Annotated in this window: 11 protein-coding genes, 4 tRNA genes and 1 pseudogene; 10 read left to right on the top strand and 6 right to left on the bottom strand. The window is 33.6% G+C overall.

Annotated features, from left to right (window positions below; all coding sequences use genetic code 11):
* Positions 1–208 precede the first annotated feature (208 nt).
* A complete protein-coding gene (locus ACYSNX_RS12180; protein WP_461754941.1) occupies positions 209–931 on the bottom strand; it encodes an LOG family protein in 723 nt (240 codons plus the stop codon).
* Between the two features lie 3 nt (positions 932–934).
* A complete protein-coding gene (uvrA, locus tag ACYSNX_RS12175; RefSeq protein WP_461754940.1) occupies positions 935–3,772 on the bottom strand; it encodes an excinuclease ABC subunit UvrA in 2,838 nt (945 codons plus the stop codon).
* A gap of 177 nt (positions 3,773–3,949) precedes the next feature.
* On the opposite strand from uvrA, the gene ACYSNX_RS12170 reads away from it, so the two are divergent.
* The 3 genes from ACYSNX_RS12170 to ACYSNX_RS12160 all read left to right on the top strand — a co-directional run bounded on the left by ACYSNX_RS12170 (position 3,950) and on the right by ACYSNX_RS12160 (position 7,316).
* Positions 3,950–5,287, top strand: a complete 1,338-nt coding sequence (locus ACYSNX_RS12170; protein ID WP_461754939.1) for an NCS2 family permease — start codon at positions 3,950–3,952, stop codon at positions 5,285–5,287.
* An 89-nt stretch (positions 5,288–5,376) separates the two neighbouring features.
* The gene (locus tag ACYSNX_RS12165) at positions 5,377–6,321 is read left to right on the top strand and encodes a ketopantoate reductase family protein (protein ID WP_461754938.1); all 945 of its coding nucleotides are present in this window, start codon (positions 5,377–5,379) and stop codon (positions 6,319–6,321) included.
* 125 nt (positions 6,322–6,446) lie between these two features.
* Positions 6,447–7,316, top strand: coding sequence for an alpha/beta hydrolase family protein (locus ACYSNX_RS12160; RefSeq protein WP_461754937.1), 870 nt, complete (start codon positions 6,447–6,449; stop codon positions 7,314–7,316).
* Positions 7,317–7,456: 140 nt separating this feature from the next.
* Here the strand turns inward: ACYSNX_RS12160 and ACYSNX_RS12155 are convergent, their stop codons facing one another.
* From ACYSNX_RS12155 to ACYSNX_RS12145, 3 genes are read right to left on the bottom strand one after another with little or no spacing between them, the layout of a single operon-like run.
* The gene (locus ACYSNX_RS12155; protein ID WP_461754936.1) at positions 7,457–8,494 is read right to left on the bottom strand and encodes a COX15/CtaA family protein; all 1,038 of its coding nucleotides are present in this window, start codon (positions 8,492–8,494) and stop codon (positions 7,457–7,459) included.
* A gap of 12 nt (positions 8,495–8,506) precedes the next feature.
* Positions 8,507–9,940 (bottom strand): CCA tRNA nucleotidyltransferase, encoded by a 1,434-nt coding sequence (locus ACYSNX_RS12150; protein WP_461754935.1) that lies wholly within the window; start codon positions 9,938–9,940, stop codon positions 8,507–8,509.
* Positions 9,941–9,966: 26 nt separating this feature from the next.
* Positions 9,967–10,539 (bottom strand): L-threonylcarbamoyladenylate synthase, encoded by a 573-nt coding sequence (locus ACYSNX_RS12145; RefSeq protein ID WP_461754934.1) that lies wholly within the window; start codon positions 10,537–10,539, stop codon positions 9,967–9,969.
* A 212-nt stretch (positions 10,540–10,751) separates the two neighbouring features.
* On the opposite strand from ACYSNX_RS12145, the gene ACYSNX_RS12140 reads away from it, so the two are divergent.
* From ACYSNX_RS12140 to ACYSNX_RS12110, 7 genes are all read left to right on the top strand, one after another.
* Complete coding sequence (locus ACYSNX_RS12140) at positions 10,752–11,183, top strand: PaaI family thioesterase (protein ID WP_461754933.1); 432 nt, start codon at positions 10,752–10,754, stop codon at positions 11,181–11,183.
* Between the two features lies 1 nt (position 11,184).
* Entirely contained in the window at positions 11,185–12,240 is a 1,056-nt protein-coding gene (locus ACYSNX_RS12135; RefSeq protein WP_461754932.1) for a chorismate-binding protein, read from the top strand.
* Between the two features lie 5 nt (positions 12,241–12,245).
* The gene (bshB1, locus tag ACYSNX_RS12130; protein WP_461754931.1) at positions 12,246–12,962 is read left to right on the top strand and encodes a bacillithiol biosynthesis deacetylase BshB1; all 717 of its coding nucleotides are present in this window, start codon (positions 12,246–12,248) and stop codon (positions 12,960–12,962) included.
* 79 nt (positions 12,963–13,041) lie between these two features.
* A tRNA-His gene (locus ACYSNX_RS12125) sits at positions 13,042–13,115 on the top strand.
* A 34-nt stretch (positions 13,116–13,149) separates the two neighbouring features.
* Positions 13,150–13,223, top strand: a tRNA-His gene (locus tag ACYSNX_RS12120).
* A 34-nt stretch (positions 13,224–13,257) separates the two neighbouring features.
* A tRNA-His gene (locus ACYSNX_RS12115) sits at positions 13,258–13,331 on the top strand.
* 34 nt (positions 13,332–13,365) lie between these two features.
* Positions 13,366–13,439, top strand: a tRNA-His gene (locus tag ACYSNX_RS12110).
* A gap of 93 nt (positions 13,440–13,532) precedes the next feature.
* On the opposite strand, the pseudogene ACYSNX_RS12105 reads toward ACYSNX_RS12110, so the two are convergent.
* Positions 13,533–13,636, bottom strand: a pseudogene (locus ACYSNX_RS12105) (ISAon1 family transposase); the annotation flags it as partial.

The raw sequence follows: 13,636 nt of genomic DNA, 5'->3' as shown, positions 1-13,636 counted from the left end.
AGTTTTGTCCTCCATACTACATTAAATAAGCAAGTACTAAGACGAGCAGGTTATCCATCTCTAAATGACATCTACTTAAAAGTATCGTAAAGTTAAGAACCGCCTTGGTACGGAACCGTATGCCGGGTGGTGTGAAAGGTCGGCTGAAGAAATAATCTTCAGCCTCCTATTCTATTTATAAAAAACAATACATGTGGAAATACAATAATTAGAAATTTGGCTGTAAGCTATACTTCTTATAGAAAGTATCAATAACTTCTACAACTTCTTCTGCTGAATCTACGATTTTAATTAAATCTAAGTCTTTTTCTGAGATATTATTGTGTCCGTGCAGTAAAGTAGTTTTGATCCAATCCATTAATCCACTCCAAAATTCCGTACCAACTAATACAATTGGAAATTTAGCAATTTTCTTGGTTTGAATTAAGGTAATAGCCTCAAAAAGTTCGTCAAGAGTTCCAAATCCTCCAGGCATCACAACAAAACCTTGCGAGTATTTAACAAACATTACTTTTCTAACAAAAAAGTAGTCAAACTCTAAATTTTTATCAGCGTCTATATAAGGGTTGAAGTGCTGTTCAAATGGAAGGTCAATATTTAAACCCACCGAGACACCTTGTCCTAAATGAGCTCCTTTATTTCCTGCCTCCATAATACCAGGTCCTCCACCGGTAATAACACCATAACCTGCTTTACTTATTTTATATGCTATCTCTTCAGTTAATTTATAATATGGATCATCAGTTTTTGTTCTTGCTGAACCAAAAATAGAAACACAAGGACCTAAACGTCCTATTTTCTCGTATCCATTAACAAACTCAGACATTATTTTAAAAATAGCCCAAGAATCATTTATCTTAATTTCTGCCCAGGTTTTTTGTTTGAATTTTTCTTTAATCTTCGCATCGTCATTTTCAAAAGTTTCTTTCATAATTTAATTCTTTTTTAATTCCTTTTCAAGGAAATACCCTGTAAAGCTGTCTTTATTTTTGATGATTTGTTCCGGTGTACCATTAGCTACGATTTGTCCGCCATTTTTACCACCTTCTGGTCCAACATCAATAATGTAGTCGGCTAATTTAATTACATCTAAATTATGTTCAATAATTAAGACGGTATTTCCTTTTTCTACTAGTTTAGTGATAACTTCCATCAGTACTCTGATATCTTCAAAGTGTAAACCAGTTGTAGGCTCATCCAAAATATAGAAAGTATTTCCTGTATCTTTTTTGGACAATTCACTAGCTAGCTTAATTCTTTGGGCTTCTCCACCAGATAGGGTAGTACTTTGCTGCCCTAAAGTTAAATATCCTAAACCAACTTCATTTATCGTTTTCAATTTACGGTAAATTTTTGGAATATTTTCAAAAAACTCGCAAGCTTCTTCTACGGTCATATTTAAAATGTCCGATATGGATTTTCCTTTATATCGAATTTCTAAAGTTTCTCTGTTAAAACGCTTACCTTGACAAATTTCACATTCTACATATACATCAGGTAAAAAGCCCATTTCAATGGTTCTTACACCACTACCTTCACAAGAATCACAACGACCACCTTTTACGTTAAAGCTAAATCTACCTGGTTTATATCCTCTTATAGAGGCTTCTGTAGTTTGAGCAAATAAGCTTCTAATATCAGAGAAAACCTCCGTATAGGTAGCAGGGTTAGAACGCGGAGTTCTTCCAATAGGACTTTGGTCAATTGCAATAACTTTATCAATGTTTTCTAAACCACTTATTTTCTTATAAGGTTGGGGTTTGGCAACTGCATTAAAAAAGTGAGTGTTTAAAATAGGATAAAGTGTACCATTAATTAAAGTAGACTTCCCTGAGCCTGAAACTCCTGTTACACAAGTTAAAGTACCAAGAGGCACCTCTATAGAAGCATTTTTCAGGTTATTACCTGTTGCTCCCTCTAGGGATAAAAATTTACCATTTCCTTTTCTTCTCTTTTTAGGTACAGGGATCTCTAATTCTCCATGAATGTATTTAGCCGTTAAAGTGTCTTCCTTTAAAAGCTCCTCTGGAGTACCTTTGCTGATAATTTGTCCTCCATTTTTACCAGCAAAAGGACCTATATCAATCACATAGTCTGCTCTTTGAATCATATCTTTATCATGCTCTACTACAAGCACTGAGTTTCCAATATCTCTTAAGGATTCTAAAGATCTAATTAAGCGTTCATTATCTCTTTGATGCAAGCCAATACTAGGTTCATCTAAAATATATAAGACTCCTACAAGTTGGGATCCAATTTGAGTGGCTAAGCGAATCCGCTGGGCTTCACCACCGGAAAGTGTTCTAGAACTTCTGTTTAAAGATAAGTAAGTTAAACCTACATCTTGTAAGAAGTTTAACCTAGTCTTAATTTCTTTGATAACCTCGTTGGCAATTTGCTTTTGCTTTTTAGTTAATTTGGTTTCAATAGTGGAAAACCATTCAATCAATGTAGCTACATCCATTTGAATTAATTCTCCAATATTTTTCTTAGCTATCTTAAAATAGAGTGCTTCTTTTTTTAAGCGAGTACCATCACATTGTGGACAAATAATTTCATCCATAAATTCCTTAGCCCATCTTTTTATTGTTGCACTGTCATTTTCATCATATTGGTTTTGTATGAAGTTTACAACTCCTTCAAAATCAATCTTATAGTTTTTAGTAATCCCTGCAACTTTACTCACAACAGAAAAACTCTCTTGTCCACCATATAAAATAATATCCATAGCCTCTTTAGATATTTTAGAAATTGGGTCATTTAGAGTAAAACCATATTTTTGACCTATGGTTTCTAACTGAGTAAAGATCCAAGTTTTTTTCATTTCTCCTAATGGAGCAAGACCTCCTTTTTGAATACTTATGGAATCATCAGGAATAATCTTGGACATATTAATTTCATTAATTGTACCAAGTCCATTACATTTATCACAAGCCCCTTTTGGAGAGTTAAATGAAAAGTTGTTAGGCTCTGGTTTAGGATATGAAATTCCTGTTGTAGGACACATTAAATGTCTAGAGAAAAACCTTGTCTGTGGATTGTCTTGTTCAATCACCATGATAATATCCTCTCCATAATGCATTGCAACTTTAATACTTTGTGCAATTCTTTGAAGGGTTAATTCGGTATTATCTACAGCAATACGATCAATTACTATTTCGATATCATGATTTTTGTACCGATCCACTTTCATTCCAGAAATAATATCTTTTATTTCTCCATCTACTCGTACTTTTAAAAAGCCTTGCTTGGCAATATGCTCAAAAAGTTCTCTATAATGCCCCTTTCTGGAACGTACCGCAGGGGCTAAGATATTAATCCTCTTTCCCTGGAAGTCTTTGACAATTAAATCTTGAATTTGCTCATCGGAGTAGCTTACCATTTTTTCTCCTGTATTATAGCTATAAGCATCTGATGCTCTAGCATATAAAAGTCGTAAAAAATCATAAATTTCCGTGATGGTACCAACGGTGGAACGGGGTGATTTATTAGTTGTTTTTTGTTCAATGGCAATCACAGGAGATAAACCATCAATTTTATCTACATCTGGACGTTCTAACCCCCCTAGAAATTGTCTAGCGTAAGCTGAGAAAGTTTCAATGTATCTTCTTTGCCCTTCGGCATATATAGTATCAAAAGCTAAGGAAGATTTCCCAGAGCCTGATAGACCTGTTATAACAACAAGTTTCTCTCGAGGTATACTAACATCTATATTTTTTAAGTTATGGACTCTAGCTCCAATTACTTCTATGGTATCTTCAGTATTATGCATATTTTTTCACAAAGAAACAAAGATAAAGAATTCTAACTATTTAAAGAAGTAATAAGCATTTTACTAAAAGACAACTTTAGCAATATTTAAACATTTTAATATAGAAATTCTTAACTTTCTATAGACTAGGGTGGAAAATACTTTAGTACTTTTGCATTTTTAAATATCAACACAACAATGAAGGATTTTTTCGAAAAGTATTTCGACTTAAACAAAAATAATACCACCATTTCAAAAGAGTTCCTCGCAGGGATAATTACTTTTTTAACCATGTCGTATATTTTAGTAGTTAACCCTATGATTTTATCGGAGGCAGGTATGGATAAAAATGCACTATTTACCACAACCGCTTTAACAGCAATAATTGCAACTTTATTCATGGGATTGTACGCTAAACTACCTATAGCACAAGCCCCAGGAATGGGCCTTAATAGTTTTTTTACTTACACGGTAGTATTAACCCTAGGGTATAGCTGGCAATTTGCTTTAACAGCTGTTTTTATTGAAGGTTTATTATTTTTATTATTAACTTTTTTCAATGTAAGAGAGTTAATTGTCAAGAGCATTCCCAAGGTATTAAAAGATGCTATTCCAGTAGGGATTGGTATGTTTATTACCTTAATTGGCCTAAAAAGTGCCGGAATAGTAGTTAGTGACCCTAATACATTAGTGCGCCTTGGAGACTTTTCCAATCACTCTGTTTGGATTGCTTTTTTTGGATTAATAATCAGTGGTATTTTATTTATTCGCAACATAAATGGGGCTATCTTGTTTGGGATTTTAAGTGCTACAGTATTGGGGATTATTTTAGGAGATGTAAATTTGCCTTCTACTATTGTAGATATTCCACCTTCGATTGAGCCTATTTTCGGTAAAGCTTTAGAGCCAATGTTTACCAAAGAAGGTTGGGATCAAATCCTTTCATTAGATATGGTAATTATTGTATTTACCTTTTTGTTTGTAAACTTATTTGATACTATTGGTACTTTGATAGGAGTCGTTTCTAAAACTAATATAGCAGATAAAGACGGCAATTTCCCTCAGATGAAAAAAGCGCTTTTTACCGATGCTATTGGTACTACTTTTGGAGCAGTATTAGGAACAAGTTCGGTAACTTCTTACGTTGAAAGTGCCTCAGGAGTAGCAAGTGGAGGGCGTACAGGCTTAACAGCTGTATCTGTGGCTTTAATGTTCGCTTTATCCTTGTTTTTCGCCCCGTTGTTTTTGATTATTCCCCCAGCTGCTACAGCTCCAGCTTTAATTGTTGTTGGACTATTTATGATTTCAAGTGTAAGTAATATAAACTTCACTAATTTTAGTGATGGTCTTCCTGCTTTTTTAACCATTATTTTCATGCCCTTCACCTATAGTATTGCTGAGGGTATTGTGTTTGGAATTTTAAGCTATACTATATTTAAATTATTCTCAAAAGAATATAAACAAATAACCTTAACAGTGTATTTGTTATCCGCCTTATTTTTATTTAAAATAATTTTAGAAAACTGGGGAAATTAGCTCTAAAAAAAAGAAGATTTTTTGTTAAAAAGGTCTTCTTTTTTTCTTTAAAAACCACTATCTTGTATTTTAGTTTAAAAAGAAAAAAAATGTCTACAAAAATAAAAATCTCAATTGTTGGCCTAGGTGGAGTAGGCGGATTCTATGGCGGACTATTAGCCAATACTTACCAAAACTCTCCAGAAGTAGAAGTGTGTTTTTTGTCTAGAAATCAAAATCTACAGACTATTAAAAAGCAAGGCTTAAAGGTAGAAGATGCTGAGAGAACCATTATTGCTAAACCAGCTTTAATCAGTGACGATGCCAAGGAAATAGGTGTAAGTGATTATGTTATTTTAGCTACTAAGACCTATGATTTACAACAGGCTATCCTTCAAATAAAGCCTATGGTAGGACCAAATACGGTTATCCTTCCTCTTTTAAACGGAACCCAAAGTTATATTGAGTTAAAATTGGCTTTCCCAGATGCATTAGTACTACAGGGATGTACCTATATCTTAACGCGTTTATCGCAGCCTGGTGTAGTACAAAATCCTAGTGGAAAACAGTATATTTATTTTGGATTGCAAAACACAACAGATCCAAGAATGGATAAATTAGAGCAGACTTTTAAAAAAGCTGGAATTCTTTGTACTCTAACCCAGAATATCAAAACTGAAATTTGGAAAAAATACATTTTAGTATCTGCTTCTGCAATGGCAACTACCTATTATAATGCAAGTTTTAATGAAATTATATCTAAATACCCAAGTCAAATAAAAGAACTTCTTCAAGAGGCTATAAGCGTGGCGCAAGGACTAAATATTAGTATTCCTAAGGGCTTAGCAGAAACTATCATGGAGAACTTTAATAATAATCCAGCTGGATCAACTACTTCTATGCATAGTGATTTTTTAGCGCATAAAACCATTACAGAATTAGATACTATGGGTGGATATATTGTTAGACAAGCAGATGCCTTAGGTATAGCAGTTCCTTTATATACTAAAATGTACATCAAACTTCTTTCCAACCAAGATTTACCTTTTAATTAAAAAGACCAGTATAGAAGAGTTTTTTAAGCTTTATTGTCCTTAAAACCTTATCTTGTGTATCTATCTATATTCTCAAAAATATAGGCCAAAATAATGAAGCATATAAAGCTTAAAAAACTAAATACATGGAATTAATAAAACAGAGCCTTATAATAGATAAGACTCAAGGTAAAATTCTTAGTGATTTCACTTATCCCAAAGGTCAAAAGAACTTGCCTTTGGTTATCTTTGCACATGGGTATAAAGGTTTTAAAGATTGGGGAGCTTGGCATATAGCCATGGATACTATTGCAAAAGCAGGTGCTTTTGTAGTAAAGTTTAATTTCTCAAAAAATGGAACTTCCATTGATAATCCTACCGAATTTGTGGATTTAGAGGCTTTCGCAACTAATACCTATTCTTTAGAGCAAGAAGATCTAAAAGATGTTATAAATACTTACAAAACCCATGCTCTAGTGGATTCTACAGATATTAGTATTATAGGTCATAGTAGAGCAGGAGGTAATGTAGTTTTACAGGGCTGTTATAATCCAGATGTTACTAAAGTTATTATATGGGCAGGAGTTGCGGATTTTAAAAAGCGCTTTCCGCAAAGACAACGTTTTGACTCTTGGAAAGAAAGAGGAGTTTTCTATGTTAAAAATCTACGTACTAATCAAGAGTTACCCCATTATTTTACATATTGGGAAGATTTTGAAACCAATTTTGAAGCATTAAATATTCAAAAAGCTGCACAAAATCTAAAGAAACCTACCTTAATAGTTCATGGCACTTTAGATCAAGCTGTAGATGTAAAAGAAGCAGACCTTTTGCATTTGTGGATTACTAGCTCAAGTTTGATTAAAATAGAAGATGCAGATCACGTTTTTGGGGCAAAACATCCTTATTTAGATAAAGTATTGTCGCGTGATTTAAACCTTGTGGTAGAAAAGACAATAGATTTTATATTAGATAAAAACCCTGCGGTAGAGAGTCTTGTAATAAAAGCAGATTAATCCTAGTTAAATAGAGTACATACATAGGGTACAGAATAAAAAAAGCTTTATTGACATTGTCAATAAAGCTTTTTTTATTCTACCTATTTTACAGTGTTTAAGCTATAAAGAAAGGAATTGTCTTGCTGTTTTTCGCATAGTTAGTTTTCGTTACTTTTACCGCAGTGGTAACATTTACGTGCCTCTAGAACCAATTGGAATTGTACTCCGAATAATAAAGAAGCCAATACTAAGTGAGCTGCTTGCGTTCCAAAAGGGAAGTGGAAATAGCTCATAAGCACTCCCGATATTACCTCTAAAGTTAATAACACTAGTACCCAATTCATTCTATTAAATCCTAGGCTTAATCTTCTATTTAAATAAAATAAATAAAAGTTAGTAAATAAGATTAAAAACGAGAAGCTTCTATGGATAAAAAAGTCTACTCTAGGATTGTTTAACCATAAGTATTCGTTAGTTATCCCAGCGCGAACCTGTTCATCAATAAATTCTCGAACTTGTGTACCTAAAACTACTTGTACTAAAGTACAAATAAGTGCGATAGTTAGTAAGAATCTGAATTTACCATCATACTTTTTAATCTCTGTTTTGTTTTGAGCTCCTCTTATAATAGCTATTATCAATGCTACAATAACTAAGGCCATTACCATGTGAGTAGTAATCTTAAATGGATTCAGCTCTGAGTAAACTACTGTAGCTCCTAACCAAGCTTGGAAGCCCATTAAAAAAACAACCAACCATGAGGCTAAAACCAAGGATTTTTTAGTTCTCCAATAACCAAAGGAGCTAACTGCCATTGCTACACAAGCAAACCCTGCTAAGGCACCACATAATCTATTGATATATTCAATCCAAGTATGTTGTGCATTAAATTGTGCATAAGCGTGTTTGGTGTATTTTTCCCAATTATCTATATTAATAGAGCTACCTGTAGTAAGGTTAGTTTTCGCCTTATACAGACTCTCTTGATAAATAATCATTTGTCCTTTTTCATATTCTCTATCACTTTGCCATTGAATTTCTTCAATTTCAGTAGGAGGAATATAAAAACCAAAACATTTCGGCCAATCCGGACATCCCATTCCTGAACCAGTCATTCGTACCGCAGCGCCAGCAAAAATTACTAGATAGACTAATATTAATGAAAGTTTTGAAAGAGATAAGAAATATTTCTTCATTTTTATATGTTATTATTTATTAACTACTTCTAGGCCCATTTTGGTAGCTTTAGATACCATATACTGGTAAGCTGCATCGTAATCATTAGCGATAACACCTTCCAATATAGCTTCTTTAATTGACTCTTTAATCGAACCTATTTCTCTACAAGGTTCAAGGCCAAAAGTTTCCATAATTTCTTCTCCGCTAATTGGGGGTTGAAAGTTTCTAATTTGATCTCTTTCTTCCACCTCAACAATTTTTTCACGAACAAGTTTAAAGTTATTATGGTATTTTTTGAACTTATTTGCATTTTTTGTGGTAATATCTGCCTCACATAAAATCATTAGATCTTCTACATTTTCTCCAGCATCAAAAACCAGGCGTCGAACAGCTGAATCGGTAACTTCTTTTTGAGAAAGAACCACTGGCCTTGAACTCATCGTTACCATCTTTTGAACGAATTTCATTTTTTGGTTCAAAGGCATATGAAGTCTAGTAAAAATAGTTTTAACCATTTTTCCTCCTAAAAATTCATGTCCGTGGAAAGTCCATCCATTTCTTTTGCTAAATCTTTTAGTTGGAGCCTTACCAATATCGTGTAATAAAGCTGCCCATCTTAGCCAAAGATCCTCTGTATTTCTACTAATGTTATCCACCACCTCTAAAGTGTGGTAAAAGTTATTTTTATGGGTATGCCCTTCAATTTCCTCTACTTGATTTAATGCAACTAATTCTGGTAGAATCAAATGTAATAATCCAGTTTTGTATAATAATAGAAAACCTATGGATGGGGTAGGAGTTTGTAATATCTTATTTAATTCCTCTACAATTCTTTCACCTGAAATAATTTCTAACCTAGAATGGTTTCTAGTAATTGCCTCTAAAGATTCCTCTTCAATGCGAAAATTAAGTTGAGTGGCAAAACGAATTGCTCTCATCATTCGCAACGGGTCATCTGAATAAGTGATATCAGGATCTAAAGGCGTGCGAATTATCTTATTTTCTAAATCTTTTTGCCCATCAAAAGGATCTAATAAGTGTCCAAAGTTTTCTTTGTTCAAAGAAAGCGCTAGAGCGTTTATTGTAAAGTCTCTTCTGTTTTGATCATCTTGTAGGCTGCCATCTTCTACAACAGGTTTTCTACTATCAAAATGATAAGACTCTTTTCTAGCTCCTACAAACTCTACATCAATATCCATATACCTAAGCATAGCAGTACCGTAGTTTTTAAATACTTGTACTTTTGGATGATTGGGTAATAAGCGAGAAACTTCTAAGGCTAATTCTATACCACTGCCTATGGCAACAATATCAATGTCTTTTTTAGAATCTCTTTGTAATAAAAAATCTCTAACAAACCCACCAATAACATAACTATCTATTTTTAAATTACGAGCTGCTTGACTAACTATCTCAAAAATAGGATGTTCTAGGGCTTGTGTATATACTGGGGTCTTATTCATAGTGTATAAAGTAAAATACCAAGGATTTATTTTCTAAGTATTGTTACTTGATTGTTTTGTTTTAATTTAATAACTGTGGAAGGTGTTCCTGGTTTAGTTTCTTCTTGTCTTAATTTTACAATGTAATCCACACCTTCAATAATATCCAAAGAAATTTCATAGAAGTTTCTCGGGGAAGGATAACCGCTAATATTAGCAGAGGTAGAAACTAAAGGAGATTTCATTCTTTCAATTAACTTATAGCAAAAAGGATCTTTTATTATCCTAACACCTAAAGAATTGTCACTTGAAATAACTTCTTTGGCAACATGTTGTGGGTTATCTAAAACTAAGGTAGTAGGTTTCTCACTATAGTCTATAATATCCCAAGCAACCTCAGGAATTTGAGGGAAAATACGATGCATTAATCGATCACCGTTTACCAAAACAATCATGCTTTTGGTTTCCATTCGTTTTTTTAATTCATAAATCTTTTTAACTGCTTGTGAATTATTCGCATCGCAACCTATGCCCCAAATCGTATCGGTTGGATATAAAATGATACCACCATCTTTAATAACTTGATAGGCATTATGAACTTCTTGTTGGATATCTTCCATTATCTTTCTAATTAATTTTCGTAACTTTATTCTACGAGGGTCTAAAATTACTAAAAAATCCTATAATCACGGTGATTTATCTAGCTTTAAAGTTGACCATAGTCCAAAAAACACTAGAATTATAAATAATTTAAGACATCAAAGTTAATTTTACTTTAAAATTAAGAGCTTTATATTTGCCGAAGTATAACTTTGCAAGTGAATGAGCTAAAATGAGAAACAAACAATTCGATAAGCAAGCAACCTTAAAAATGTTTAAAGACATTTCGAAAGATACTTTAATGCAGACCCTAGGCATAGAATTTATAGACGCAGGTCCAGATTTTTTAGTTGCAACTATGCCGGTGAATTCCAAGGTACATCAACCAATGGGCTTATTACATGGAGGAGCAAGTGTTGCTCTTGCTGAAAGTCTAGGTAGTGGTGCTTCCCTAATGTTAATTGATACTAACACCCAAGAGGTAAGGGGTATTGAGATTTCGGCCAACCATGTTAAAAGTAAAAGAGCTGGAAGAGTAATTGGAAAGGCTACACTATTACATCGTGGAAGGACTATACATTTATGGGAGATAAGGATAACCGATGATAATAATGAGTTAATTTCTATTTGTAAAATAACTAATATTGTAATGAATAAAGCATAATATGGATTTATTTGAATCTTTAGAAAAACAATATGCAGAAAATTTACCTTTTGTAATCTACAAGAAGGCGGATTCTACTAAAGCTATTGGGATTTTTCAAGAAAACAACCATATCTACCCTGTACATACATTTGAGGAAAGTGGCTTTGTATTTGCTCCTTTTCATAAAGGACAAAGGTTTTATATTCCTTTAAATAAATCAATTGTAAAAGAATTAGAATTGGATTTCTCTCATGATTTAGGCCATAATAAAAACAATGTTATCCTTCATGATCAAGGTCAGTTAAATTTTGAGAATTTAGTAGAGTCATGCGTGGAGGCAATTAAAAAAGGAGAGTTTTTAAAAGTAGTTCCGTCAAGAAAACAAAGTGTTCAAACTAAAGTTGGCTGCTTAAGTGATTTATTTAAAAGATTATCCAAAGCTTATCCTACTGCGTTTTGTTCTTTAATGTACCATCCCGAAGTAGGATTATGGTGTGGAGCTACTCCAGAGAGTCTTTTATCTCTTGATAATTGTACTCTACATACCATGTCTTTAGCAGGTACACAGGTAAATTTAGGACAACAGCAGGTTATATGGCCAGAGAAAGAAAAACAAGAACAGCAATTTGTTACGGATTTTATTATAGAGGCATTACGTCCTTTTGTAAATCAGATACAAAGTTCTACGCCTTATACGAGGAAAGCAGCTAGAGTAATGCATATTTGCACAGATATAGAGGCCCAACTTAAAGAGAAGGATTTAAAAGCTATTATTGAAGCTTTACATCCTACACCGGCAGTATGCGGATTACCTAAGAAACCAGCACTTGATTTTCTTTTAAATAAAGAGGGGTATGATAGAGAATATTACGCAGGATATTTAGGGGAGTTAAATGTAGATTTCTATAAAGAAAAAGTTACTACAGATTTATATGTCAATTTACGTTGTATGTCTATTAAAGAGAATACTGTAAATCTATATATAGGTTGTGGGGTTACTAAAGATAGTAACCCTACTTTAGAGTTCTTAGAGACAGTTAACAAAAGTAGTACAATGAAGAAAATTTTAAATTAAAAGTAATGAAATTAGATATATTAGCCTTTGGAGCACATCCAGATGATGTAGAATTAGGATGCGGAGCAACTATAGCAAAAGAAATCGCTCATGGAAAAAAAGTGGGTATTATTGATTTGACTCAAGGAGAGCTTGGAACAAGAGGTACAGCTATTACTCGTAAAGAGGAGGCTACTAACGCTGCAAAGATACTTGGAGTTGAAATAAGAGAGAATCTTGGCTTTGCAGATGGTTTCTTTATTAATGATAAAGAGCATCAGCTTAAAATCATCCAAATGATTCGAAAATATAGACCAGAAATAGTTTTATGCAATGCAATTGACGATAGACATATTGATCATGCTAAAGGTAGTGATACTGTCTCAGATGCATGTTTTTTATCTGGATTAACAAAAATAGAAACAACTTTAGACGGAGAGCAACAAAAAGCTTACAGACCAAAGGTGGTATATCACTATATTCAATGGAAAAATATCGAACCGGATTTTGTAGTTGATGTTACAGGATATATGGATAAGAAATTGGAATCAGTTTTAGCATATAAAACGCAGTTTTTTGATAAGAATTCAAAAGAACCTGCCACTCCAATTACCTCAAAAAACTTTATTCAAAGCGTCACTTACCGCGCTCAGGACCTAGGAAGGCTAATAAATACAGATTTTGCAGAAGGTTTTACAACGGAAAGGTACGTAGCAGTCAATACATTAGCGGATTTGATATAAAATAGTTTAATTTTTTATTGAAAAAAGCTTGTCAAGTATAGAAAAATCGCTAAATTTGCAACCGTTAAACAATAACACGGTGGTTATAGCTCAGCTGGTTAGAGCGTCGGATTGTGGTTCCGAAGGTCGTGGGTTCGAAACCCATTAATCACCCTAAATATCCTAAGATATAACAATACATTACCTGGTGGTTATAGCTCAGCTGGTTAGAGCGTCGGATTGTGGTTCCGAAGGTCGTGGGTTCGAAACCCATTAATCACCCTAAATATCTTAAGATATAACAGTACATTACCTGGTGGTTATAGCTCAGCTGGTTAGAGCGTCGGATTGTGGTTCCGAAGGTCGTGGGTTCGAAACCCATTAATCACCCTAAATATCTTAAGATATAACAATACATTACCTGGTGGTTATAGCTCAGCTGGTTAGAGCGTCGGATTGTGGTTCCGAAGGTCGTGGGTTCGAAACCCATTAATCACCCTGCAAGGGACTATTTCTAATGAGATAGTCCCTTTTTTCGTTTATGGGTAAAAACTCTATTAAAAGTTATGGATCAAGTGCAAAAGTTGGGGACTACGCAAAAAGTTGCGTTAATCTAAATAAGAAAAAAGCTTTATCTCTAACACCTCTATACATCGTTCTGAAGTGTTTTATTTTAGCATTGAAGGATTCCGCAG

Source organism: Myroides sp. LJL115 (assembly GCF_054871665.1).
This window is presented reverse-complemented; position numbering and strand designations above follow the sequence as displayed.

What these genes read in the sequence shown, in the direction of transcription:
- ACYSNX_RS12145 (WP_461754934.1), bottom strand. Translation starts at nt 10,539, where the DNA reads ATGGAAGATATCCAACAAGAAGTTCATAATGCCTATCAAGTTATTAAA.
- ACYSNX_RS12170 (WP_461754939.1), top strand. Translation starts at nt 3,950, where the DNA reads ATGAAGGATTTTTTCGAAAAGTATTTCGACTTAAACAAAAATAATACC.
- ACYSNX_RS12150 (WP_461754935.1), bottom strand. Translation starts at nt 9,940, where the DNA reads ATGAATAAGACCCCAGTATATACACAAGCCCTAGAACATCCTATTTTT.
- ACYSNX_RS12165 (WP_461754938.1), top strand. Translation starts at nt 5,377, where the DNA reads ATGTCTACAAAAATAAAAATCTCAATTGTTGGCCTAGGTGGAGTAGGC.
- ACYSNX_RS12180 (WP_461754941.1), bottom strand. Translation starts at nt 931, where the DNA reads ATGAAAGAAACTTTTGAAAATGACGATGCGAAGATTAAAGAAAAATTC.
- ACYSNX_RS12155 (WP_461754936.1), bottom strand. Translation starts at nt 8,494, where the DNA reads ATGAAGAAATATTTCTTATCTCTTTCAAAACTTTCATTAATATTAGTC.
- ACYSNX_RS12140 (WP_461754933.1), top strand. Translation starts at nt 10,752, where the DNA reads ATGAGAAACAAACAATTCGATAAGCAAGCAACCTTAAAAATGTTTAAA.
- bshB1 (WP_461754931.1), top strand. Translation starts at nt 12,246, where the DNA reads ATGAAATTAGATATATTAGCCTTTGGAGCACATCCAGATGATGTAGAA.
- uvrA (WP_461754940.1), bottom strand. Translation starts at nt 3,772, where the DNA reads ATGCATAATACTGAAGATACCATAGAAGTAATTGGAGCTAGAGTCCAT.
- ACYSNX_RS12135 (WP_461754932.1), top strand. Translation starts at nt 11,185, where the DNA reads ATGGATTTATTTGAATCTTTAGAAAAACAATATGCAGAAAATTTACCT.
- ACYSNX_RS12160 (WP_461754937.1), top strand. Translation starts at nt 6,447, where the DNA reads ATGGAATTAATAAAACAGAGCCTTATAATAGATAAGACTCAAGGTAAA.